23 protein-coding genes are annotated in these 22,798 nt (G+C 44.4%); 22 read left to right on the forward strand and 1 reads right to left on the reverse strand.

Annotation, left to right across the window (positions count from 1 at the left end):
- From O3626_RS01320 to proC, 7 genes are all read left to right on the forward strand, one after another.
- The coding region (locus tag O3626_RS01320) for a family 1 glycosylhydrolase (protein ID WP_371495106.1) at positions 1–99 on the forward strand (99 nt) is incomplete at its 5' end.
- Between the two features lie 126 nt (positions 100–225).
- Positions 226–1,128 (forward strand): LysR family transcriptional regulator, encoded by a 903-nt coding sequence (locus O3626_RS01325; protein WP_003001728.1) that lies wholly within the window; start codon positions 226–228, stop codon positions 1,126–1,128.
- A 3-nt stretch (positions 1,129–1,131) separates the two neighbouring features.
- The gene (gene lspA, locus O3626_RS01330; protein WP_049474594.1) at positions 1,132–1,593 is read left to right on the forward strand and encodes a signal peptidase II; all 462 of its coding nucleotides are present in this window, start codon (positions 1,132–1,134) and stop codon (positions 1,591–1,593) included.
- Positions 1,583–2,473 (forward strand): RluA family pseudouridine synthase, encoded by an 891-nt coding sequence (locus O3626_RS01335; RefSeq protein WP_201037455.1) that lies wholly within the window; start codon positions 1,583–1,585, stop codon positions 2,471–2,473. The genes lspA and O3626_RS01335 overlap by 11 nt, the downstream gene beginning before the upstream one ends.
- A gap of 74 nt (positions 2,474–2,547) precedes the next feature.
- Positions 2,548–3,657: a glutamate 5-kinase gene (gene proB / locus O3626_RS01340; protein ID WP_195529669.1), complete on the forward strand. Its 1,110-nt coding sequence runs from the start codon at positions 2,548–2,550 to the stop codon at positions 3,655–3,657.
- A 10-nt stretch (positions 3,658–3,667) separates the two neighbouring features.
- Positions 3,668–4,915 (forward strand): glutamate-5-semialdehyde dehydrogenase, encoded by a 1,248-nt coding sequence (locus O3626_RS01345; protein WP_371494776.1) that lies wholly within the window; start codon positions 3,668–3,670, stop codon positions 4,913–4,915.
- 3 nt (positions 4,916–4,918) lie between these two features.
- On the forward strand, positions 4,919–5,734 hold the full coding sequence (proC, locus tag O3626_RS01350) for a pyrroline-5-carboxylate reductase (RefSeq protein ID WP_371494778.1): 816 nt from the start codon (positions 4,919–4,921) through the stop codon (positions 5,732–5,734).
- A 287-nt stretch (positions 5,735–6,021) separates the two neighbouring features.
- Here proC and O3626_RS01355 read toward each other — a convergent pair whose 3' ends face one another.
- Positions 6,022–7,545, reverse strand: coding sequence for an ATP-binding cassette domain-containing protein (locus O3626_RS01355; RefSeq protein ID WP_371494780.1), 1,524 nt, complete (start codon positions 7,543–7,545; stop codon positions 6,022–6,024).
- A gap of 318 nt (positions 7,546–7,863) precedes the next feature.
- Here O3626_RS01355 and hemW point away from each other — a divergent pair, with 318 nt between their 5' ends.
- The 15 genes from hemW (at position 7,864) to O3626_RS01430 (ending at position 22,791) form a co-directional block, all read left to right on the forward strand.
- Positions 7,864–8,994, forward strand: coding sequence for a radical SAM family heme chaperone HemW (hemW, locus tag O3626_RS01360; protein ID WP_371494782.1), 1,131 nt, complete (start codon positions 7,864–7,866; stop codon positions 8,992–8,994).
- A gap of 3 nt (positions 8,995–8,997) precedes the next feature.
- Positions 8,998–9,753, forward strand: coding sequence for an acyl-ACP thioesterase domain-containing protein (locus O3626_RS01365; RefSeq protein WP_023918352.1), 756 nt, complete (start codon positions 8,998–9,000; stop codon positions 9,751–9,753).
- The gene (locus O3626_RS01370) at positions 9,743–10,429 is read left to right on the forward strand and encodes a hypothetical protein (RefSeq protein ID WP_049471933.1); all 687 of its coding nucleotides are present in this window, start codon (positions 9,743–9,745) and stop codon (positions 10,427–10,429) included. The genes O3626_RS01365 and O3626_RS01370 overlap by 11 nt, the downstream gene beginning before the upstream one ends.
- Positions 10,430–11,200, forward strand: a complete 771-nt coding sequence (locus O3626_RS01375) for a TIGR01457 family HAD-type hydrolase (RefSeq protein WP_045759548.1) — start codon at positions 10,430–10,432, stop codon at positions 11,198–11,200.
- Positions 11,193–11,813 carry a TIGR01906 family membrane protein gene (locus O3626_RS01380; protein WP_371495108.1) on the forward strand — a complete coding sequence of 207 codons (621 nt, stop codon included), beginning with the start codon at positions 11,193–11,195 and terminating at the stop codon, positions 11,811–11,813. The genes O3626_RS01375 and O3626_RS01380 overlap by 8 nt, the downstream gene beginning before the upstream one ends.
- Entirely contained in the window at positions 11,810–12,793 is a 984-nt protein-coding gene (locus tag O3626_RS01385; protein ID WP_371494785.1) for a lysostaphin resistance A-like protein, read from the forward strand. Before O3626_RS01380 ends, O3626_RS01385 begins: the two co-directional genes overlap by 4 nt.
- Positions 12,794–12,994: 201 nt before the next feature.
- Positions 12,995–14,830, forward strand: a complete 1,836-nt coding sequence (gene uvrC / locus O3626_RS01390) for an excinuclease ABC subunit UvrC (protein ID WP_023918337.1) — start codon at positions 12,995–12,997, stop codon at positions 14,828–14,830.
- 10 nt (positions 14,831–14,840) lie between these two features.
- Complete coding sequence (locus O3626_RS01395) at positions 14,841–15,683, forward strand: metallophosphoesterase (RefSeq protein ID WP_070449072.1); 843 nt, start codon at positions 14,841–14,843, stop codon at positions 15,681–15,683.
- 148 nt (positions 15,684–15,831) lie between these two features.
- Positions 15,832–16,437, forward strand: a complete 606-nt coding sequence (locus O3626_RS01400; protein ID WP_003001591.1) for a nitroreductase family protein — start codon at positions 15,832–15,834, stop codon at positions 16,435–16,437.
- A 34-nt stretch (positions 16,438–16,471) separates the two neighbouring features.
- Positions 16,472–17,878 carry a dipeptidase PepV gene (pepV, locus tag O3626_RS01405; RefSeq protein WP_371494788.1) on the forward strand — a complete coding sequence of 469 codons (1,407 nt, stop codon included), beginning with the start codon at positions 16,472–16,474 and terminating at the stop codon, positions 17,876–17,878.
- Between the two features lie 52 nt (positions 17,879–17,930).
- Entirely contained in the window at positions 17,931–18,515 is a 585-nt protein-coding gene (locus O3626_RS01410; RefSeq protein WP_371494790.1) for a uracil-DNA glycosylase family protein, read from the forward strand.
- Between the two features lie 12 nt (positions 18,516–18,527).
- Positions 18,528–19,019, forward strand: a complete 492-nt coding sequence (locus O3626_RS01415; RefSeq protein WP_371494792.1) for a prolyl-tRNA synthetase associated domain-containing protein — start codon at positions 18,528–18,530, stop codon at positions 19,017–19,019.
- 21 nt (positions 19,020–19,040) lie between these two features.
- Positions 19,041–19,325, forward strand: a complete 285-nt coding sequence (locus O3626_RS01420; RefSeq protein WP_371494794.1) for a rhodanese-like domain-containing protein — start codon at positions 19,041–19,043, stop codon at positions 19,323–19,325.
- A 445-nt stretch (positions 19,326–19,770) separates the two neighbouring features.
- Entirely contained in the window at positions 19,771–20,937 is a 1,167-nt protein-coding gene (locus O3626_RS01425; protein ID WP_371494796.1) for a DUF6574 domain-containing protein, read from the forward strand.
- 66 nt (positions 20,938–21,003) lie between these two features.
- Positions 21,004–22,791, forward strand: coding sequence for a hypothetical protein (locus O3626_RS01430; RefSeq protein WP_371494798.1), 1,788 nt, complete (start codon positions 21,004–21,006; stop codon positions 22,789–22,791).
- Positions 22,792–22,798: the final 7 nt, after the last annotated feature.

Below are 22,798 nucleotides of genomic sequence, written 5' to 3' on the forward strand. Positions count from 1 at the left end.
TATGGTCTCTTCTATGTAGACTTTGAAACCCAAAAGCGCTATCCGAAGAAATCGGCTCATTGGTACAAGAAAGTAGCTGAAACTCAAGTGATTGAATAAGGATCAACTGGAACTGTTTTAGTTCCAGTTTTTTATTTTCACGAGAAGAAGGTCTCTTAAACCCATCTCTTCTTTCAGCCCCTAATTTATGGTATAATAGATCGATACTGTAATAAGGAAAATAGAATGAATATACAACAATTACGATATGTAGTGGCGATTGCCAATAGTGGTACTTTTCGTGAGGCTGCTGAAAAAATGTATGTGAGTCAGCCGAGCTTGTCCATCTCCGTCAGAGATCTGGAAAAAGAACTGGGGTTTAAGATTTTTCGTCGGACTAGTTCGGGGACTTTTTTGACCCGTCGGGGAATGGAATTTTATGAAAAAGCGCAGGATGTGGTCAAAGGGTTTGATATTTTTCAAAATCAATATGCCAGTCCCGAAGAAGAGAAGAAAGAATTCTCTATTTCTAGTCAACACTATGACTTCTTGCCACCTTTGATGACGGAATTCTCGATCCGCTATCCGGAAAATAAAAACTTCCGCATCTTTGAATCAACAACGGTCCAAATTTTGGACGAAGTGGCTCAAGGGCATAGTGAGTTGGGGATTATTTATCTCAACCGTCAAAATACCAAGGGAATTATGCAACGGGTCGATAAATTAGGGCTTGAAGTGGTGGATTTGATTCCTTTTCAGACTCATATTTACCTTCGCAAGGGACACCCTCTGGCTAAGAAGAAAAAACTGGTCATGGAAGATCTAGCTCAGTTGCCAACTGTTCGCTTTACCCAAGAAAAAGATGAGTACCTCTATTATTCAGAGAACTTTGTCGATACCAGCTCGAGCTCACAAATGTTCAATGTGACCGACCGGGCTACCTTGAATGGAATCTTGGAACGGACAGATGCTTATGCGACGGGATCAGGCTTTTTGGATAGCCAGTCAGTGAATGGCATTACCGTGATTCCTTTGGAAGACAACCTGGACAATAAAATGGTCTATGTCAAACGCGAAGAGATGGATCTCTCTCCTGTAGCAGAGAAGTTTGTCGAGGTCATGGTAGAATATTTTGATCAAAAGAGGTAAGAAATGAAGAGAAAAACAATGGTCCCAGTAGCGATTGTCCTTTTGGTCCTACTGGATCAGCTGGTCAAATGGTATGTGGTGAAGAACATTCCACTGGGTGTCGTCAAGTCTTTTATTCCCCATGTGGTCAGCCTGACTTATCTTCAAAACACAGGTGCAGCTTTTTCGCTTCTTGAAAATCAGCAATGGTTCTTTACCCTCATCACTCTAGTCGTGATGGTAGGGGCCTTTTACTATCTTTATAAGCACCTTAAGGGGTCGCTTTGGATGGTGATGGGCTTGACCTTGGTGATTGCAGGTGGCTTGGGGAATTTTATCGATCGCCTGCGTCAGGGCTTTGTGGTCGATATGTTCCACCTGGATTTTATGAATTTTGCCATTTTTAATGTAGCAGATAGTTATTTGACAGTTGGAGTTTTCTTGCTCCTGATCCTGATGTTGAAAGAGGAAACGCATGGAAATTAAAATCGAAGTAGCCGGTGCGCGACTGGATAAGGCTTTGGCGGATTTGACTCCCTTGTCACGAGCTGTAGCCAATGAGCAGATCAAAGAAGGAAAAGTTCTGGTCAATGGAACTGTGAAAAAAGCTAAGTATACGGTCAAAGAAGGAGACATCATCCAGTATGAAGTCCCAGAAGTGGAAGAGGTCAGCTATGAAGCAGAAGATCTGCCCTTAGACATCGTCTATGAGGACCAGGATGTCGTCGTCGTCAATAAACCCCAAGGCATGGTTGTTCACCCGAGTGCCGGCCACACCAGCGGGACCTTGGTCAATGCACTGTTATACCATGTCAAGGACCTTTCAGGGATCAATGGAGAATTGCGTCCAGGGATCGTTCATCGGATCGACAAAGACACGTCAGGCCTCTTGATGGTCGCAAAAAATGACCAAGCCCACGTCGCCTTAGCAGAGGAACTCAAAGACAAAAAACCTCTCCGGAAGTATTGGGCCATTGTCCATGGCAATCTTCCTAACGATCGGGGCATGATCGAAGCACCAATTGGTCGCAGTGAAAAGGACCGGAAAAAACAAGCAGTGACGGCTAAAGGAAAACCTGCAGTGACCCGTTTTCAAGTCTTGGAACGCTTTGGGGATTACACGCTGGTAGAGTTGCAACTGGAGACTGGTCGGACCCACCAAATTCGGGTGCATATGGCCTATATTGGCCATCCAGTAGCTGGAGATCCTGCTTATGGACCTAAGAAAACACTCAAAGGACAAGGACAGTTTCTTCATGCGCGGACACTTGGTTTCACCCACCCTCGCACAGGAGAGACTTTGGAATTTACAGCAGAAGTGCCAGCGATCTTTGAGAAAACGCTGGAAGACCTTCGAAAAGGATAATGGAGAATGGCTGAATGGAGATTCAGTCACTTTCATTACTTACGAAATAAATAGTATTAGAAAGAATCACAGCGATGAAAGCAAAACGAATCGTCTTTAAAGTAGGGACCTCGTCTTTGACCAATCCAGACGGGAGCCTCTCTAGACAGAAGGTCAAGGTCATCACCCAGCAGTTGGCTCTCTTACACGAATCGGGCCATGAGTTGATCTTGGTCTCATCAGGGGCGGTTGCTGCTGGGTTTGGTGCCCTTGGTTTTAAGAAACGGCCGATTAAGGTGGCAGACAAGCAAGCCTCTGCGGCAGTTGGTCAAGGTTTATTGATGGAAGAATATACCTCTAATCTTCTTTTACGCAATATTGTTTCTGCACAGATTTTATTAACCCAGGATGACTTTGCGGATCAACGTCGCTATAAGAATGCCCACCAGGCCCTTTCTGTCTTACTCAACCGTGGGGCGATTCCGATTATCAATGAAAATGATACGGTCTCTATCGCTGAGCTAAAAGTTGGTGACAATGATACCTTGAGTGCGCAGGTTGCGGCCATGGCCCAAGCGGATCTTTTGGTGCTGTTGACGGATGTCGATGGCCTCTATACAGCCAATCCTTCTCAGGATCCAACAGCCAAGCGTTTGGAGCGGATCGAGCACATTTCTCGCGAGATGATCGAGATGGCTGGAGGTGCGGGTAGTAGCAATGGAACTGGCGGTATGCTGACCAAACTCAAGGCAGCGACCCTTGCGACAGAGTCTGGGGTTCCTGTCTATATTTGCTCATCTCTCAAGCCTGATGCCTTGATCGAAGCGGCGCAAGAGCAAGCAGATGGCAGTTACTTCCTTGCAGAGGACAAGGGTTTAAAAACCCAGAAGCAATGGCTAGCCTTTTATGCAGAAAGTAAAGGAGCTCTTTGGGTGGATGCTGGAGCGGCTGAGGCCTTGTTGCAATATGGAAAGAGCTTATTAATTTCGGGTGTGACTAAGGCAGAAGGGGATTTTTCTTATCAAGACATCGTCAGCGTCTATCATCAAGAGTCAGGACAATTACTAGGGAAAGGGAAAGTTCGTCTCGGCCAGTCGGCTGTGCGCGATATGCTCCAATCTAAAAAAGCCAAGGGAATCCTCATCCACCGGGATGATTGGATCTCGGTAACTCCTGAGATTGACTTACTCTTTACAGAATTCTAAAGGAAAATGTATGGAAACAACACAAGAACAATTTGCCTTAGCGGGATCGGCTAAGAAAAGCATCAATACGGCCAGTACAGCTCTTAAAAATCAGGCCTTAGAAGCTATGGCCAGCCAGCTTCTGAAAGCGACGGAAGCCATTTTAGCAACCAATCAAATCGATATGGAAGCGGCACGCGGGAAGATCTCTGAAGTCATGCTAGATCGTCTATTTCTTGATCAAGAGCGGATTGAAGGGATGGCAGAAGGGATCCGTGCTTTAATCGATCTGTCAGATCCGATTGGGGAAGTGCTGGATACTGAAGTTTTGGAAAATGGCCTTAAAATCCAGAAGATTCGAGTCGCTATGGGCGTCATTGGGATCATTTATGAAAGTCGTCCAAATGTAACGTCAGACGCTGCAGCGCTTGCCATCAAGAGTGGAAATGCAGTGGTTCTTCGTACTGGAAAGGATGCCTTTCATTCTGCCCAAGCGATCGTGACCGCACTCAAGGGTGGATTGGAAGAAGCTGGACTCAATCCAGACCTTCTCCAATTGATCCAAGATACGAGTCGAGCGTCCAGCCTTGCTATGATGAAGGCTAAGGGCGATCTCGATTTGCTCATTCCAAGAGGAGGAGCTGGCTTGATCCAAGCAGTGGTTGAAAATGCTATTGTCCCTGTGATCGAGACAGGAACAGGAATTGTTCATGTCTATGTGGACAAGGAGGCTGACTTCCAGAAAGCCCTAGCGATTATTGAAAATGCCAAGACCAGTCGCCCCTCTGTCTGCAATGCTATGGAGGTCTTGTTGGTCGATCAAGCGATCGCGTCTGATTTCTTGCCCTTGGTCAAAGAGCGCTTAGTGGATGAGCGGGAAAGATCGGTTGAGTTGCGCCTAGATGAGGACGCACAGGCCATCATTTCGGGAACAGTAGCGCAGGAGCAGGATTTTGATACCGAATTTTTAGATTATATTTTAGCAGTCAAGGTTGTTGATGGAGTCAAGGAAGCGGTAGGCCACATAGAAGCTCATAGCACCCATCATTCGGATGCCATTGTGACTGAAAATCCTGATACAGCCGCTTATTTTACCAAGCAAGTAGATTCAGCAGCTGTTTATGTCAATGCGTCTACACGCTTTACAGATGGGGGACAATTTGGCCTAGGTTGTGAAATGGGGATCTCGACCCAAAAACTCCATGCGCGTGGACCGATGGGACTGCGGGAGATGACTAGTTACAAGTATATCGTCAGTGGAAATGGTCAAGTGAGGTAAGTCATGAAAGTAGCATTTATCGGTCTTGGAAACATGGGAGCTAGTCTGGCCAAAGCGGTCGCAAAAGAAGTGGCTAGTACAGACCTGCTCTTGGTCAACCGTTCCCCACAAAAGGTGGAAGAGTTTATCAGCCAGTATGGGGGAACTGCGTCTAATCTTGAACAAGTCTTTCAAGAGGCGGAGGTCATCTTCTTAGGGGTTAAACCCTATCAAATCTGCCCTTTACTTGAAGAGTACCAGGACATTTTGGGACAACGTTCCAATCTCCTCTTGGTTTCTATGGCAGCAGGTCTGGAACTGGAGCAAATGGCAAGTGTAGTTAAAAATGAGCGGGTGGGGCTCATCCGCATCATGCCTAATACGCCCGTAGCCATTGGTCAAGGTGTCATCAGTCTGACCCGCTCCCAAGCAGTGACAGATCAGCAACTAGCCCAAATCAAACAGCTCTTAGCAGGAGCAGGAGCTCTCTATGAAATCGAAGAAAGATTGATGGATCCTGCAACTGCTGTTGCAGGCTGTGGTCCAGCCTTTGTCTATCAGATGATCGAGGCAATGGCGGATGCAGGAGTAGCCTTGGGATTACCACGTAGTCAGTCTCTTCAGATGGCGGCTCAGACTTTCAAAGGGGCCGCCAGTATGGTCTTAGAGACGGGGCAACATCCTGGAAGCTTGAAGGATGCAGTTTGTAGCCCAGGTGGCTCAACCATCGCAGGAGTCAATCGCTTAGAACAAGTCGGCTTACGAGGCAACATCATTGCAGGAGTGGAAGCTACCTACAAACGCACCCAAGAAATGGGACAAGAGGCAGGGAAGAATTAGAAAAAAGATTGGTTTTTGCCAATCTTTCAAATTGAAGACAAAGTCCTCTTAGAAACTTTCCTTAGGTGAGAACGGACGTCAGCGAACTTCTTCGAAGTTCCATGACTAATTATTGAGCCTAAGGTCTCAATAATTCCGAGTGCCTGAAACTATTACGTTTCAGGCACTTTTCTCACGGCGGAAAAGTTTCAATAGAGGCTTGGATAACTCTGGATTTGTTAGATTTGTATAATAGAACATTTTTTCTTCGTTCTACAAGATTGGTTTTTTATCCAATCTTTTTTACGTTAGAGCGACTCTATCTCTACGAAGCCATTTTCTGTCAGACAATAGATTTTTTGGCAGACTTCTTTGAGGAAGGTCCGATCGTGGGAGACTGTAACCAGTCCGCCTGGGTAGTCTGCGAATAGGCGACGAATTTCTGGTTGGGAAGTGGGGGAAAAATTGCGAGTAGGCTCGTCCAAGAGCAGAAACTGGGGACTTGTGAGTACTAATTGAAGGAGAAAGAGTTTGCCTTGCTGGCCACCAGAAAGTTCAGAGATAGGATGGTGCATTTCAGAATAAGTAAAGTTGAGGGAGGCTAAATGCAATTGAATGGTGTTGATTTCTTCGCGATCGCCTGAATGCTGTAGAAATTGAACCGGTGTCTGAGTCAAAGGAAGGCGTTCAGTGTAATCTTGAGGCATATAGGCAGTGCGAATACTTTCATTCTTCCGTAAGATCTCCCAGATCATTTTTAGAAAAGTGGATTTCCCTACACCGTTGGAACCGATAATCCCTATTTTATCCTGTCCTAGAAGAGTAAGAGAGAGGTTCTTGACCAGGACACGGTCACCAATTGCGAGCTCTTCCTGATCTAAGAGAAGGACTCGTTTTTGAGGAGACAAGGGAGTGAGGGGAGGGAAATGCAGATTGATGATTTCCTCATCATAGGGTTGGGAAGTCATGGATTGGAATTCTCGCTCGTAGCGCTTTTCTTGTGAGAGGAGGGACTTCATTTTCTTTGCTAGGAGACGTCCGGCAGTGCTATCCTTGGTGTTTCGTAAGGATGTTTCGACTTGCTGACGGACGCGACGGTGCTTCTCCATTGTTTTCTTGTAGGCTCGTTGATCGTTGGCCGCTTGCTGAGACTGTTGCTTGAATTGTTGCTCCCTCTGATTACTGTAGTCTTGATAGCCTAGGTGCTCTACAATGGTTTCAGCCTCCTTGCGGTGTTTGATCTGTCTGAGGTGAATGATGGTATCCGCCGTCTGAGTCAAAAAATCTTCATGATGGGAAATAAATAGGATGGTTTGGGGACTCGTTTGGATCATCTGCTGGAGCCAATCCAAGGTCTCCAAATCCAGATCATTTGAAGGTTCATCTAAAAATAGCAATTCATGAGGACAACAAAGTTCGTGAAGCAGTTGGACTTTGAGGGCTTCTCCTCCAGATAGACTTCCGATAGCTTGATCGCTTGCAAAGCGCTCGCTATTAAAATGCAATTGATCAGCCAATCTGTAGAGGCTGGCATAGTCTAGCTCGTCCTCTCCAAAAAAATAATCTTCCAAGGTTTTTCCCTTCAAAGCTTCCGGTAAAGTTTGGGGAATATAGGCATAGGAGTGAAAGGAAGTGGTGATTTCTCCTTCTATGGTCAGATAATCTGGTAGAGATTTTGGGGACATGAGGACCTGAAGTAAGGAAGATTTTCCATTCCCTTCTTCGCCAATAATGGCAACTTTTTCTCCTTCATGAATGGTTAGGGACAGATCACGAACCAGATCGCGTAAATCTTTTGTATGTCGGATAGTGAGGTGGGATAGTTTTAGCATAAGATTCCTTTCTACTGGGACAAAAAACAGCTCTACCTATTTAGTAGAGCTGTATTCAAGTGAAACCCAAGCAGAAAAAAACCTTATTTAGCCAACAAATGGTTGGAGAATAGGCGAGAGGGTACACAAAAAGAGATAGAACAAGCAGTCCACTAAATAAAGTATTTTATTTAACGAAACTTAGTTGTTCATATCTCCTTACCTCCGAATATGATTAGATTTATTCTATTCCTTTTATTCGTTAATGTCAAGGAATTCCTTGCTTCTTATTCCCTTTTCTTTTCGGACTCGGGGGGATTTTATGGTATAATTAAAGATATGCATACAAAACCAACGTCCGCTTATGTCCACATCCCATTTTGTACCCAGATTTGTTTTTATTGTGATTTTTCGAAGGTCTTTATTAAGAACCAACCAGTCGATGCTTATTTGGATCATTTGATCCAAGAATTTCGTCGGGAAGAAATCACACACTTACGGACTCTCTATATTGGGGGTGGGACACCGACAGCCTTATCTGCAGATCAGCTAGCCTATCTGCTCAAGGAGCTAACTAAGTCGCTTGATCTTTCTCAGATGGAGGAGTTGACCATCGAGGCTAATCCTGGTGATTTGGATCCGGATAAGATCGCTGTTTTAAAGGATTCACCGGTTAATCGGGTTTCATTGGGGGTACAGACCTTTGATAATCGCTTGCTCAAAAAGATTGGTCGGAGCCATCAAGAGCAGGATATCTATGACAATATCGATCGTCTGAAGCTGGCTGGTTTTGACAATATTTCGATCGACCTCATCTATGCGCTTCCGACGCAAACTATGGAGCAGGTCCAGGAAAATGTCGCTAAGGCTCTTGCCCTTGACATTCCCCACATGAGTCTCTATAGTTTGATTCTGGAGAATCACACGGTCTTTATGAATCGCATGAGACGGGGCAAGCTTCCTCTACCAAAGGAGGAGTTAGAAGCGGAAATGTTTGAATACATCATTCAGGAGTTGGAGCGTGCGGGCTTTGAGCATTATGAAATTTCCAATTTCTCCAAGCCTGGTTTTGAAAGTCGGCACAACCTCATGTATTGGAATAATGCGGAGTATTATGGCTTAGGAGCTGGTGCATCCGGCTATGTCAATGGCGTTCGCTATAAGAATCATGGGCCTATCCGTCACTATATGCAGGCGGTCGAAAAGGGAAATGCGCGTGTCCAAGAAGAACATCTGAGTCAGACAGAAATGATGGAAGAAGAGATGTTTCTAGGACTCCGTAAGAAAACAGGCGTTTCCAAGAAGCGTTTCGAAGAAAAGTTTGGTGTGAATTTTGACCAACAATATGGATTAGTGGTTGAGGAATTGATCCAGCAGGGGCTCTTGGTGCCTGACAAGGATATTGTTCGCATGACCAAGAAAGGTCTCTTTTTAGGAGACACTGTAGCAGAGAAGTTTATTTTGGAGTAGAAGATGGCAAAAACATTTGAATACAGCATGAAAATTCCTTTTGATATGAGCGATGTCAATGGATTTATAAAAATTCCCCAATTGATCTTGCTGTCTTTACAGGTATCGGGCATGCAATCGATTGAGCTGGGTATGAGTGATATGTACATTTTAGAGAACTACAATCTAGTCTGGATTATCACGGATTACAATATGAAGATCGAGCGTCTCCCTGTTTTTGATGAGAAAATCACTATCGAAACCTATGCCAAGAGTCACAATCGACTTTTCTGCTACCGGGCCTTTAATATCAAGGATGAAGCAGGAAATACTATCATTGAGATGGTCGCGACCTTTGTCTTGATGGATCGTGTTACACGCAAGGTTCATCCTGTTATGAGTGAAATCACGGATGCCTTTGACTCTGAATTTTCAAAAACCATGCTCCGTGGTCCCCGTTTCAAAGAATTAGAAGGCAGCGTCGAACAAGAATACCGGGTTCGGTTTTACGACTTGGATATGAACGGACATGTCAACAATAGCAAGTACTTGGATTGGGTTTTTGAGGTGATGGGAGCAGACTTCTTGACCCATCATGTCCCTAAAAAAGTTCATCTGAAATATGTCAAAGAAGTGCTGGCAGGAGGTCTCATCACCTCTCAATATGAACAAGAGGGCTTGAAAACTCAGCACCAAATTACTTCAGATGGTCAGATCAATGCCCAAGCTGAAATTGAGTGGGAAGAAGTAGAAGAAAAGGGTTGGAATTATGGAAAGTAGAAGATTAAAAAATAAAAAACAGGAACTTGAAAGCTATCAAAAACGGGTTGTGGCCTATGCCAAGCGTCAAAAGAACCCTTTGTACATGTTGGGAGATTGGCTCTTGACTCTTTGTGCTTTGGGCATCATCCTAGTAGAGGAAATTTATAAATTTTTCCGCTATCGCTTGAATTTAGAGAGTTTTAATCGCTTTTTAAGAGAAGATGTACGCTGGTATCGGGTCTGGATCCATTTCACCTTGGCCTTTCTTTTACCGGTCATGATCTTCTCGATTGGGATTACTAGCCAATCAGGATCCTTCTGGTCCAATTTCTATCACCGCTTGTCCCAAGGCGTGCTCTTTAGCACAACAGTCAGCCTCGCTGCGACCTTAGTGACGGATTTTGTGGAGAATTTGCAACCAGAAACTAAGTCTGACGGGAAAAATCGGAGCACCAAACGCACGGTTTATCAAATCAGTGTGGATCAGGCAACCGTGATAGGCTTGTTATTGACCATTGTGATCCTCATGGTAGCATCCTTCTTGTTCACCCAATCGGGAAGTCAAGGGATTAATTTTACAGGTTTGGTGTTACAATTTGTCCTCTATGCTGGAGCCTTGCTCTTATATGGTTCTGGTGGACGAGTCGATGCAGAGAAGTTGCATGAAGAAGCTGACACAGAAAGGGAAGAATAAATGCACTATAAGGGCTATTTGATTGATTTGGATGGCACTATTTACAAAGGAAAATCACGAATTCCTGCAGGAGAAGCTTTTGTTCATGAACTGCAGGCGCGTGAGATTCCCTATCTCTTTGTGACCAACAATACAACCCGCACACCAGAGACTGTTCGGGATATGTTGGCCACTCATTTCAATATTGAAACCCCAGTTTCGACTATCTATACAGCTACCCTTGCGACCATTGACTACATGAATGATCAAAATCTGGGCAAAAAGGTCTATGTGATCGGAGAAGCGGGGCTCAAAGATGCTATTGAAGAAGCTGGCTATATCATCGATGAAGAAGCGCCTGATTATGTGGTGATTGGCCTGGATTGGCAAGTGGATTATGAGAAGTTTGCTATTGCGACCTTGGCGATTCAAAAAGGAGCTCACTTTATTGGAACCAATCCGGACCTGAACATTCCAACAGAGCGTGGCTTGATGCCGGGTGCGGGATCCCTGATTGCCCTTGTCGAAGCAGCGACACGGGTGGAGCCAGTGATCATTGGAAAACCAAAGGCCATCATCATGGATAAGGCTATTGAACACTTGGGTCTTGAAAGAGAAGAAGTCGTTATGGTCGGGGATAATTATCTAACAGATATTCGTGCAGGTATTGACAATGGGATTCCAACCCTTTTGGTGACGACAGGTTTTACCAAACCAGAAGAAGTGCCGACCTTACCAATTGCACCGACACATGTTGTTTCCAGTTTAGCGGAGTGGGATTTTGATGCTTAAAAGTTTGAAATCAATCAACCTATTTTTCTTTATCTTGTCAGCTGCAATCCTTCTCACCATTGCTCTAGCCTGGGCCCTCTATCCCATGGAGATTCATTGGTTGGGGATTCAAAGCCGGACTGGTTTTTCGGCTTCTGTTATCATGAAGAATTTTAATGTCTTGATGAACTACTTGACCAATCCTTTTCAATGGGTGTTGAAGATGCCTCAATTCCCCTCTTCAAAAAATGGACTGCACCATTTTGAGGCCGTCAAGTACTTATTTCACTTAGTGACGGTTGTTTTTGTGGTCACACTACCTGGTTTTATCCAGTTTATGCGGACAGTCGTCAAAAAAGGCTACCTTACCTTGTACCGTAGTCTCTTCTTTTGGATGATGGTTTTACCAGTAGTGCTTGCAGTGATGGCTGTTATGATTGGCTTTGATCAATTCTTTACGCTCTTTCATCAAGTCTTATTTGCTGGGGACAATACTTGGCTCTTTGATCCGCGCGTGGATTCGATTATTCTTGCATTACCAGAAGACTACTTTATGCATGCCTTTTTGATTTTCTTTGTCTTATACGAAGGAATGTGTGCGAGTTTTTATCTATTTTCTAGGAGGAAGAAATGAACCAATACAACCGATTATTAGACCCTAAAAAAGATATAGGAAGGTATTCCGGTACACTTGCCATTTATCTCTTGGTAATGACCTTGGTAACCGTCCTGTGGGAAGTCCTCCTTGGATTGACCATTGCAGGCTCTCTCAGAAAAGATCCAAGTCAAGTAACGGAGAAACTCAATGCCCTGAATGTTTGGGCAGGTATTCCCTACCTTATCTCTATTTCCATTGGACTCTTTCTCTTTAATGTCTATCGCAAGAAGGCCCTTTATAAATATGATCTTAAGCACAAGGGACGTAAGATGACTCTTTCAGTCTTCTTTATTCTTCTCGCCTTTCTTGGCTTTTCTCAAGTCTTTTCATCTGTGATGACACAAATGATTGAGCGCATGTTTGAGACCATTGGCCTTCATTCTCCAACACCAGATCTAGGTGATACGATTGAGCGATCATGGACTATGCTCTTGTATGCTGGGTTTTTTGGTCCAATCACAGAGGAATTCTTCTTCCGTGGGGCAGGCTTGCGTGGCTTGGAACGGTATGGCAAGGTCTTTGCCATTGTCATGACGGCTATCTTGTTTGGTCTCTTCCATGCCAATTTTGATCAGCTCTTTTTCGCGAGTATCATTGGTCTAGGTTTCGGCTACATTGCCTTTGAATACAATATCTGGTGGGCTATTTTCTATCACATTTTCAATAACTTTGTGATTTCCCAAGGCTTGCATTATGTGGCCTATCATGTGGACGAGGGGCTAGCGAATTGGCTCCAAATTGGTGTTTTAGCTATTGGTTCCATTGTCATGATAGTGGTTCTTGCGACTAAATGGCCAGCTATCAAAGCTTATATTCAAGCCAATAAACCTCAACCGGGAGTTTTCCAGCGTGCCCTCGCTTCCTTCTGGTTCTGGTTCTTCGTGCTATTCACTATCCTGATGTCTATTGTTCCTTATGTGATTCCGCTCTTCCAGATGGCTAATCTCAAAGGATAAAGTTTATCGATTACTTTCAAAGGGGGATCCTTTTAGATCCCTCTTTTTTGCTATGAAAAAGGGCAAGTGAAGATGAAGGATTGAGGATGAGGGTCTGATATACTATTTAATAATTATTTTTTACTTGGTGAAGGTGGATAACAATAATACAAACATACTAGAGAGAGGCTAACCCCTCCCTTTTTTGCTATAATAGAGAGTATGAATAACTTGATTAAATCCAAGCTCGAGCTCTTGCCGACGAGTCCGGGCTGTTACATTCACAAAGACAAGAACGGTACCATCATCTATGTGGGGAAGGCCAAGAATCTTCGCAATCGGGTGCGCTCTTATTTCAGAGGGAGCCACGATACTAAGACGGAAGCGCTGGTATCTGAGATTGTAGATTTTGAGTTTATCGTCACTGAGTCCAATATTGAGGCCTTGCTTCTTGAGATCAACCTCATCAAGGAGAACAAGCCTAAGTACAATATCATGCTCAAGGATGACAAGTCCTATCCCTTCATCAAGATTACCAATGAGCGCTATCCGCGCCTCATCATCACGCGCCAGGTCAAAAAGGATGGTGGTCTCTATTTCGGCCCCTATCCAGATGTAGGAGCGGCCAATGAGATCAAGCGACTCTTGGATCGAATTTTCCCATTCCGAAAGTGTACCAATCCGCCTTCCAAGGTCTGCTTTTACTACCATTTAGGGCAATGTATGGCTCACACAGTCTGCCACAAGGACGAGGCCTATTTCAAGGGCATGGCCCAGGAGGTTTCTGACTTCCTCAAGGGGCAGGATGACAAGATTATCGATGAGCTCAAGCTCAAGATGAATACCGCTGCGCAAAACATGGAATTTGAGCGGGCAGCCGAGTACCGCGATCTGATCCAGGCCATCGGGACCCTGCGGACCAAACAGCGGGTCATGGCTAAGGATTTGCAGAACCGGGATGTCTTTGGCTACTACGTGGACAAAGGCTGGATGTGTGTGCAGGTCTTCTTTGTCCGTCAGGGTAAGCTGATCGAGCGCGACGTCAACCTTTTTCCTTACTACAATGATCCGGACGAGGATTTTTTGACCTATGTGGGGCAGTTTTACCAGGAGAAATCCCACCTGATCCCCAATGAAATCCTGATCCCTCAGGATATCGATGAGGAAGCGGTCAAGGCCCTAGTGGATACCAAGGTCCTCAAGCCCCAGCGTGGGGAGAAGAAGCAGTTGGTCAATCTGGCTATTAAAAATGCGCGTGTCAGTCTGGAGCAGAAGTTCAATCTCCTTGAAAAATCCATGGAGAAGACCCAAGGTGCTATTGAAAACCTTGGAAAACTCCTGCAAATCCCAACTCCTGTGCGTATTGAGTCCTTTGACAACTCCAACATCATGGGGACCAGTCCCGTTTCTGCCATGGTGGTCTTTGTCAATGGGAAGCCAAGTAAAAAGGACTACCGCAAGTACAAGATCAAGACCGTTGTCGGACCAGATGACTATGCCAGCATGCGGGAGGTCATTCGCAGACGCTACAGTCGGGTCATGCGGGATGGCTTGACGCCACCAGATCTAATCGTCATCGATGGGGGTCAGGGCCAGGTTAATGTCGCTAAGCAAGTCATCCAAGAAGAGTTGGGGCTGGACATTCCCATCGCAGGCCTGCAAAAGAATGACAAGCACCAAACCCATGAATTGCTCTTCGGTGATCCTCTCCAAGTCATCGAACTTTCTCGAACCTCGCAGGAATTTTTCCTCCTGCAACGGATCCAGGATGAGGTCCACCGTTTCGCCATCACCTTCCACCGCCAGCTTCGGTCTAAGAATTCCTTCTCCTCCCAGCTGGATGGGATCGAAGGCTTGGGACCAAAACGCAAGCAGTTGCTGATGAAACACTTCAAGTCACTGACCAAAATCAAAGAAGCTACTGTAGATGAGATCGTCACAGTTGGCATCCCACGAGCAGTGGCTGAAGCGGTGCAAGCTAAGCTCCATCAAGGAAAGCAAGAAGAAGCAAGTCTCTTGATGGAAGTTGCGGAGGATTCTGAATCATACCAATCATAAGGAGTTTAAAATGAACCATCGAATCGCTATTTTATCTGATATCCACGGAGATACGACAGCCCTGGAGGCAGTGATTGCGGATGCGCGTGCTCTAGGCGCAACGGAATACTGGCTTTTGGGAGATATTTTGCTACCGGGGCCTGGAAGAGAGGACCTTTTTGAATTGCTGGATGCGATTCCGATCACAGCGGCTGTTCGGGGAAATTGGGACGATTGTCTCTTAGAAGCCTTGGATGGCGAGTACGGACTTGAGGATCCGCAGGAGATCCAACTCCTTCGCCTCACTCAGTACCTTATGGAAGGACTGGATCCTAAGCGAATTGATTGGCTTCGATCCCTTCCATTGGTAGAGAAGAAGGAGGTCAATGGCATTCGCTTTTCACTGACCCACAATTTGCCAGAAAAGAATTATGGTGGGGATTTGCGTCCAGCTAATGCGACGGAGAACTTTGACCAATTGCTGGATGACCAGACGGATCTGGCGATCTACGGTCATGTCCACAAGCAGTTGCTTCGCTATGGCAGCCAGGGTCAGCAGATCCTCAATCCGGGGACTATTGGCATGCCTTATTTTGACTGGGAACCAATTCAAAACCACAGAGCTCAGTATGCGCTAATCGATGTCGAAGCAGATGGGGTGACCAACCTGCAATTTCGTAAGGTGGCCTATGACTATGAAGCAGAGCTCCAAGATGCCAAGGACAAGGGCCTCCCCTTTATTGAGATGTACGAAGAATTGAGACGCGAGGATAACTATCGGGGCCATAATAGTGAGTTGCTAGCTAGCTTAAATGAGAAATACAACTATGCCAAGGAAGTAGCTGCCTATTTCAATCTTTCTAATGAATCATAGATGGGTCTCTTATGTATTCAACCTATAACAAAGAAGCGGATCTTCAAAATGTCTGCTTCTTTTTTCACAATCTTAGGCTGTAAAACCCTGCAAGCTCTTTCATTTTGTGTTAAAATAGAGGTAACAGAAATAGAAAAGGAAGAAGCTTATGAAATTTCTAGAGCTCAATAAAAAACGCCATGCGATCAAGCATTTCACTGACCAACCGGTCGATCCAAAGGATGTACGGACTGCCATTGAAATCGCAACCTTGGCCCCTAGTGCCCACAATAGCCAGCCTTGGAAATTTGTGGTCGTTCGTCAAAAAAACGCGGAATTGGCAAAATTAGCCTATGGTGCAAACTACGATCAAGTCATGGAAGCACCTGTGACCATCGCCCTCTTTACAGATACTGATTTGCAAAAACGTGCTCGTAAGATTGCACGTGTCGGTGGGGTGAAAAACTTCACAGACGAGCAGTTGCAATACTTTATGCAAAATCTTCCTGCTGAATTTGCACGCTATGATGCCCAACAAACAAGTGATTACTTGGCTTTGAATGCTGGTCTTGTGGCCATGAACTTGGTACTTGCTTTGACGGACCAAGGCATTGGAACCAATATTATCTTGGGATTTGATAAATCAAAAATCAATGAAGTATTGGACATCGAAGAGCGTTTCCGTCCGGAAGTCTTGATTACGGTTGGCTATGCGGCTGAAAAAGTAGAGCCAAGCTATCGCTTACCAGTGGACGAAATCATTGACAAACGCTAAGCCAATTAGCAAATAGAAGATTGAGGAGGAATTCATGACAACAGTTGACTTTAAAGCAGAAGTAGAAAAACGTCGCGATGAGATGATGGCTGACTTATACAGCCTCTTGGAAATCAATTCTGAACGCGATGACAGCAAGGCAGATGCAGGGCATCCTTTTGGACCTGGTCCTGTAAAAGCTCTTGAAAAATTCTTGGAAATTGCCAAACGTGATGGCTATGAAACCAAGAATGTCGACAATTATGCCGGTCATTTTACTTTTGGTGAAGGAGAAGAAGAGCTTGGGATCTTTGCCCATATGGACGTCGTGCCTGCAGGTAGTGGCTGGAAGACGGATCCCTACAAACCAGAAATTATCGATGGCAAGCTCTATGCGCGTGGTTCGTCTGATGATAAAGGGCCTACAATGGCCTGCTACTATGGTTTGAAGATCATTAAAGACCTAGGACTCCCTGTTTCTAAGCGCGTGCGCTTTGTTGTCGGTACGGATGAAGAATCAGGATGGGGAGACATGGATTACTATTTCAAACATGTCGGACTTCCTGAGCCAGATTTTGGCTTCTCACCAGATGCGGAATTCCCAATCATCAATGGGGAAAAAGGAAACATCACTGAGTACCTTCATTTTGGAAATGACAACACAGGAAGTGCCCATCTTCATAGCTTTACAGGTGGCCTTCGTGAAAACATGGTACCAGAGTCAGCGACTGCAGTCGTTTCTGGACAACTACCAGATCTTGCTGGCCTCTTAGATGCCTTTGCCAAGGAACACCAACTCAAGTATGAAATCTCAACTGTTGATGAAGAAACCTATACCGTTACGATTGTCGGGAAATCTGCTCATGGATCAACTCCTGAAGATGGAATTAATGGTGCGACCTACTTGGCTCTCTTGTTGAACCAATTTGATTTTGGTGGTGCTGCTAAGGCTTACCTTCATGTGACAGCTTCACTTCTTCACGAAGATTTTGCAGGTGAAAAATTAGGAATTGCCCATACAGATGCCAAAATGGGACCATTGAGCATGAATGCAGGTGTCTTCCATTTTGATGAAAGCCAAGCAGACAACACTATTGCCCTCAATATCCGTTACCCTCAAGGTACAGATCCTGAAACCATCAAGGCCATCCTTGAAAAGATCGATGGAGTGGCTACAGTGAGTTTGTCAGCCCATGGTCACACCCCTCACTATGTTCCGATGGATGATGAGTTGGTATCCACTCTCTTGCGTGTTTATGAAAAACAAACTGGTCTCAAAGGACACGAACAAGTGATCGGTGGTGGTACCTTTGGTCGCCTCTTGAAACGTGGTGTTGCCTTTGGAGCTATGTTCCCAGATTATGTCAATACCATGCACCAAGCTAATGAATTCGCAGATGTTGAAGATCTCTATCGTGCAGCAGCTATTTACGCAGAAGCCATCTACGAATTAATCAAATAATCCACTACTCGGCCAGGTCTTCTGGCTGAGTTTTTCCATAGAAGGAGTTCGTATGTCAAGGATTGAAACTATTAAACAAGCCATTATGGCAGACCCTCAAAATAAAGCTTATACGGATAGAGGGATTGAGCCACTCTTTGCAGCTCCAAAAACTGCTCGTATCAATATTATCGGACAAGCTCCAGGGATGAAGACGGAGGAAGCTGATATTTATTGGAAGGATAAGAGTGGTGACCGCCTGCGCGAATGGTTAGGAGTTGACGAAGACACCTTTTACAATTCTGGTTTGTTCGCAGTTATTCCCATGGACTTTTATTTCCCAGGGCATGGAAAATCTGGTGACCTTCCCCCTCGCAAAGGTTTTGCGGAAAAGTGGCATCCTCAACTTCTCAAGGAGTGTCCGGATATTGAGTTGACCCTCTTGATTGGACAATATGCCCAAGCTTACTACCTTCATGAAAAGGTGAGTGGCAAGGTAACCGAACGGGTTCAGCATTTTAAGAACTATTTACCAACCTATTTTCCACTTGTTCACCCTTCCCCTCGCAATCAGATTTGGATGGCAAAGAATCCTTGGTTTGAGGCAGAGGTGGTGCCAGAATTGCAATCATTGGTACAAGAGATCATTCGAAGATAAAGGAGATCGGGGATGGAGGCATACCAACAAGTTAAAGACAAATTAGAAGAACTTGGGATCGAATTTGAAGTAGTGGAGCACCCACCTGCATTCACGACTGAGCAGGCCGATTCTTACATTGAAGGCTTAGAAGGTGTCCGGACCAAGTCCATGTTTTTGACCAACAAGAAGAAAACCCAATTCTATCTTCTCATCATGGACGACAAGAAAACATTGGATATGGATGATTTCAAAGAGCAAGTGGAAGCCAACCGGATCCGCATGGCTTCAGCAGAATCCCTAGCAGAAAAAATGCAATTACCAGCTGGGACAGTATCTCCCTTTGGTTTATTAAACAATGAAGAAAAAGATATTCGAGTCTATTTCGATAAAGACATTGTGTCAGAGGAGATCATGACCTTCCATCCAAATACCAATGAAAAAACCATCTTTATCAAGACACAAGACCTATTCCGCTTTATAGAAGCTATTGATTTTAAATATGAAATACTAACCTTGCCATAGTGGCATGAAAAAGGAGAAAATATGAAAGAAATTCCATTTAATGACTTTTTAGCAAAGTACCAAGCAGGAGAAATCCAAGTTGTCGATGTTCGCGAGCAGGAGGAATACGATGCCCTTCATCTAGATGGGGTGACCTTGCTTCCCTTGTCAGAATTACTAGATCGCTATACTGAGCTGGATAAAGATCAGTCCTATTATGTCATCTGCAAGTCTGGTCGACGCTCAGCACGCGCTTGCCAATTTTTGGAAGAGCAAGGTTATGATGTGACCAACGTCCAAGGTGGCATGGATGCATTTGAATCCTAAAAAAAGACCTCTGAAAAGAGGTCTCAGATTGAAGATAAAATCAAATTAAAAACTTTCCTTAGGTGAGTACGGACGTCTGCGAACTTCTTCGAAGTTCCAAGACTAATTATTGAGCCTAAGGTCTCAATAATTCCGAGTGCCTGAAACGTTATTGTTTCAGGCACTTTACTCACAGCGGAAAGTTTTGGTATTTTTTTGAATCGATTTTAAAATTGGAACTCATTTTTATTTCTTTGAAGAATAGCTTAACTTATTTTACTTTAAAATAGTTTGTCTACATTCTACGACCTCTGAAAAGAGGTCGTTTTCTTTACTAATTTCTAAAAATGAGTAGAATTTGTATGTTTTTCAAAAGATATTACAGGGATTTTCCAGTCTTTCATTGAAAATGGTTCAGAAATTTTGTATAATACCCTAGTATGAACAATAGTTAAGGAGATTAAATATGTTAAAACAAGATTGGCTGGATTATTTTGAAGCCGTAAACGGTCGTTCTGCTAGTGCAGAAGAAATTGCTCAAGCACTTGCTGCTGGAGAATTTCAAGAAGAAGTAGTGGTTCCAGAAGCATCACAAGCTCCAGAGTTTGTCGCAGCACCAACTGCACCTGTGGAAGAACCAGTTGCAGCGCCACAAGCCCCAGAGTTTGTCGTAGCACCAACTGCACCTGTGGAAGAACCAGTTGCAGCGCCACAAGCCCCAGAGTTTGTCGCAGCACCAACTGCACCTGTGGAAGAACCAGTTGCAGCGCCACAAGCCCCAGAATTTGTCGCAGCGCCAACTGCACCTACAGAAGAACCAGTTGCAGCTCCAGAAGCCCCAGAATTTGTCGCAGCTCCAGTCCAAGAGCCTGCACCTCAGCCTGCTCCAGGGAATGGTCCTGCTTTCCAACAAGCTCCACAACAAGCTTACCAACAACCTACTCAAGCAGCTTATCAACAAGCTCCTTTCCAAGGCCAACCAGGACAAGCTTATCCTGCCCAACCAAGTCAATTTGGTGTTGCCGTTGGTGGTTATTGGAATTGGTTCCTTTCAGCTTTGAAACGTCCAACGGCTGTAGAAAATCCAAAAGCTCTTAACGGAATTTTACAGTATGTCTTGACTGCCTTTGTCTTGACCTTGGGGACCTTCTTCACAGCTAGTGGATTTACAGGTGGTTATGGAATGGATTTCCGTGCCTTTATGTTGACATTGATTTCCCTCTTCTTTAGCATTTACGCTTTCCAAGTAGCAGGATTCTTTGTTCGCCGTGTGCTTCTTCAAGATAAGGAATACAGTTACGGTCGTTCATTTGAAGAATTTGGACGTTTGTCTGTTTACACTTTGCCACTTGCCCTTCTCGCTTTCTTAGTAGGTCTTGTAAAAGTTTATGAATTTTATGGCTTTGTAAACTTCCTAATTTTCTTCTTGTTCTTTGTTGGAACATGCTATGTGGTTCATCAAGGATTGAACAAGACAAGCTTTAAAGCAGACAAATTCTTGCTTCTTGTAGCATCATCTTTTGTCTTGCTTCTCATTGCCATCTTTGTTCTTTATGTGAATGCTCGTATTTTAGAACAAGTAGCCGTAGGATTTATTCCAAGTGCTCCAAATTTCTCTAACTTTGGATTCTAACAATATCACAAAACGGAAGGTGGGGGAACCCACTTTCCCTATTTTATAATGAGGGAGAAGAGATCCATGCAAAAGAAATGGGTTGAATTATTTGAAAAAGTGATCGGTCGCAAACCGTCACCAGAAGAGTTTATGGCTGGGAAAGCTTGTGGATTTGATTTGAAACAAATTCAGTCTATCGCAGGAAATGCACAATCTGAGGAAGTCGCTCCTGTCGAGGAACCAGTGGTTGAACCAGTTGAAGAAGTGAAGAATGTCGATCCACTTCTAGCAGCTCGTCAGGCTTGGTTGCAACATTTTGAAGAAACCTATGGCCGCAAGCCAAGTGCAGAAGAATTTACCGCGGCTAAAAGTCAAAACTTCGAGTTTTTTGTAGGACCTGTGCCTGAAGCAGAATTTGCGACCCCAGATTCAACAGAAGAAACACAGGAATATGTCCCTCAACAGCCGACTCAAGAGTTTACGACTCCACTTGCTGCTGAGCAAACGCAGGTCTTTGCTGGTCCAAATGTCACAGAAGCAGGTCCAGCTCAGAAAAAACAAAAGGCCCCTAAAACGAAGGGTGGAAAGAAACTTTCCAAGAAGAAAATTGGGATTATTTCTGCTATTGCAGTCCTTGTGATCGCTTTGGTGGCATCCTTCTTTTACTTCCAGTCTACAACACGTGTCGAAGTGACTGCAGATAAATTTATTAAGGCAGTGGACACCAAGGATTATCGCGAAGCAGCAGATCTGCTTTCAACCGATAACGATAAATGGACAAAGGATGAAGCCGAAAGCTTTATCACCAGCATGGAAGATCAAGGGGTCGATATCGGCACAGAGTTGAACAAGATCATTGATAATGGTGGAGAAGGCAGCTATACGGATAAATCTGGAAACAAGATCTTTGGTTTGGAAAAAGCGGACAAGAAATTTGGGATCTTCCAAGAATACCGTGTGGCCAGCTATCCAGTGCAAGTGAAGGTCAAGACCAATTTGGACCAAGCCAAACTCAAAGTGGCTGCCAATAAAACCGTGACCTTGAAGAAAGATGCAGTTACAGACCTTGGTTCTTTCCATTACAATACAAAAGAAATGGAATTGACTGCTAAAACAGAGGTCGGAAATGTCACTTCTAAGATCCATCTCAATCCTAAAAAAGCAACCAAGAATAATTTAGAATTGCAGTTGAATTCTGAAAAACGCAATTTAGAAGTTGAGTTCCCAGATGAAGTTGAAAACCCAACAGATGTAAAGGTTGTGGTTAACGGCAAAGAAGTCGGAACCAGCACAACCTTTGAAGTAGATAGCATCCCTTATCAAGAAATTGAAGTACATGCCGTCTTCAACATGAATGGGGAAACCTACACAACCGAAAAGGCTAAGGTGACGATTGAAGAGGGTGAAAACGATCCGATCGAACTCAAACTAGCCAAAGATACTTTAAAACGCATCAAGAGTGCTCAAGATGCTAAGAAAGCGCAAGCAGCCAAAGAAGAACAAAATCGGACCCTGGCAGAAGAATTCTTGAAAGAGTATCGCGACGCTGTCTTTAGCTCAGTTTCAAATCGAAATAACACTTACTCTAAATACTATGACACACAAAGTCAAGCCTACAAAGACATGGTAGAATTCACAACGGGTGATGGTGTTCGAAAGGCTAAAATTGACTACTATACTCCCGGAGCTTTGGACATTCAAAGTGTCACTGAAGAAAATGGTGTGGTGACGATTAAGACTTATGAAGATTTTACCGTGCATTATACAGATAGTCATCCAGATTCACAAAACCGCAAGTACAAAACTTATACTTTGAAAAAAGTAGGTGCAAGTTATGTGATTACGGATATTGTCGTAACAAAAGAATCATAGGAGATTC

This window comes from Streptococcus sp. 20925_1_77 (assembly GCF_041432125.1).
Classification (GTDB): Bacteria; Bacillota; Bacilli; order Lactobacillales; family Streptococcaceae; genus Streptococcus.

Bases quoted from the DNA above. Each gene is read 5' to 3' on its own strand.
- O3626_RS01325 (WP_003001728.1), top strand. From the start codon at position 226: ATGAATATACAACAATTACGATATGTAGTGGCGATTGCCAATAGTGGT.
- lspA (WP_049474594.1), top strand. From the start codon at position 1,132: ATGAAGAGAAAAACAATGGTCCCAGTAGCGATTGTCCTTTTGGTCCTA.
- O3626_RS01335 (WP_201037455.1), top strand. From the start codon at position 1,583: ATGGAAATTAAAATCGAAGTAGCCGGTGCGCGACTGGATAAGGCTTTG.
- proB (WP_195529669.1), top strand. From the start codon at position 2,548: ATGAAAGCAAAACGAATCGTCTTTAAAGTAGGGACCTCGTCTTTGACC.
- O3626_RS01345 (WP_371494776.1), top strand. From the start codon at position 3,668: ATGGAAACAACACAAGAACAATTTGCCTTAGCGGGATCGGCTAAGAAA.
- proC (WP_371494778.1), top strand. From the start codon at position 4,919: ATGAAAGTAGCATTTATCGGTCTTGGAAACATGGGAGCTAGTCTGGCC.
- O3626_RS01355 (WP_371494780.1), bottom strand. From the start codon at position 7,545: ATGCTAAAACTATCCCACCTCACTATCCGACATACAAAAGATTTACGC.
- hemW (WP_371494782.1), top strand. From the start codon at position 7,864: ATGCATACAAAACCAACGTCCGCTTATGTCCACATCCCATTTTGTACC.
- O3626_RS01365 (WP_023918352.1), top strand. From the start codon at position 8,998: ATGGCAAAAACATTTGAATACAGCATGAAAATTCCTTTTGATATGAGC.
- O3626_RS01370 (WP_049471933.1), top strand. From the start codon at position 9,743: ATGGAAAGTAGAAGATTAAAAAATAAAAAACAGGAACTTGAAAGCTAT.
- O3626_RS01375 (WP_045759548.1), top strand. From the start codon at position 10,430: ATGCACTATAAGGGCTATTTGATTGATTTGGATGGCACTATTTACAAA.
- O3626_RS01380 (WP_371495108.1), top strand. From the start codon at position 11,193: ATGCTTAAAAGTTTGAAATCAATCAACCTATTTTTCTTTATCTTGTCA.
- O3626_RS01385 (WP_371494785.1), top strand. From the start codon at position 11,810: ATGAACCAATACAACCGATTATTAGACCCTAAAAAAGATATAGGAAGG.
- uvrC (WP_023918337.1), top strand. From the start codon at position 12,995: ATGAATAACTTGATTAAATCCAAGCTCGAGCTCTTGCCGACGAGTCCG.
- O3626_RS01395 (WP_070449072.1), top strand. From the start codon at position 14,841: ATGAACCATCGAATCGCTATTTTATCTGATATCCACGGAGATACGACA.
- O3626_RS01400 (WP_003001591.1), top strand. From the start codon at position 15,832: ATGAAATTTCTAGAGCTCAATAAAAAACGCCATGCGATCAAGCATTTC.
- pepV (WP_371494788.1), top strand. From the start codon at position 16,472: ATGACAACAGTTGACTTTAAAGCAGAAGTAGAAAAACGTCGCGATGAG.
- O3626_RS01410 (WP_371494790.1), top strand. From the start codon at position 17,931: ATGTCAAGGATTGAAACTATTAAACAAGCCATTATGGCAGACCCTCAA.
- O3626_RS01415 (WP_371494792.1), top strand. From the start codon at position 18,528: ATGGAGGCATACCAACAAGTTAAAGACAAATTAGAAGAACTTGGGATC.
- O3626_RS01420 (WP_371494794.1), top strand. From the start codon at position 19,041: ATGAAAGAAATTCCATTTAATGACTTTTTAGCAAAGTACCAAGCAGGA.
- O3626_RS01425 (WP_371494796.1), top strand. From the start codon at position 19,771: ATGTTAAAACAAGATTGGCTGGATTATTTTGAAGCCGTAAACGGTCGT.
- O3626_RS01430 (WP_371494798.1), top strand. From the start codon at position 21,004: ATGCAAAAGAAATGGGTTGAATTATTTGAAAAAGTGATCGGTCGCAAA.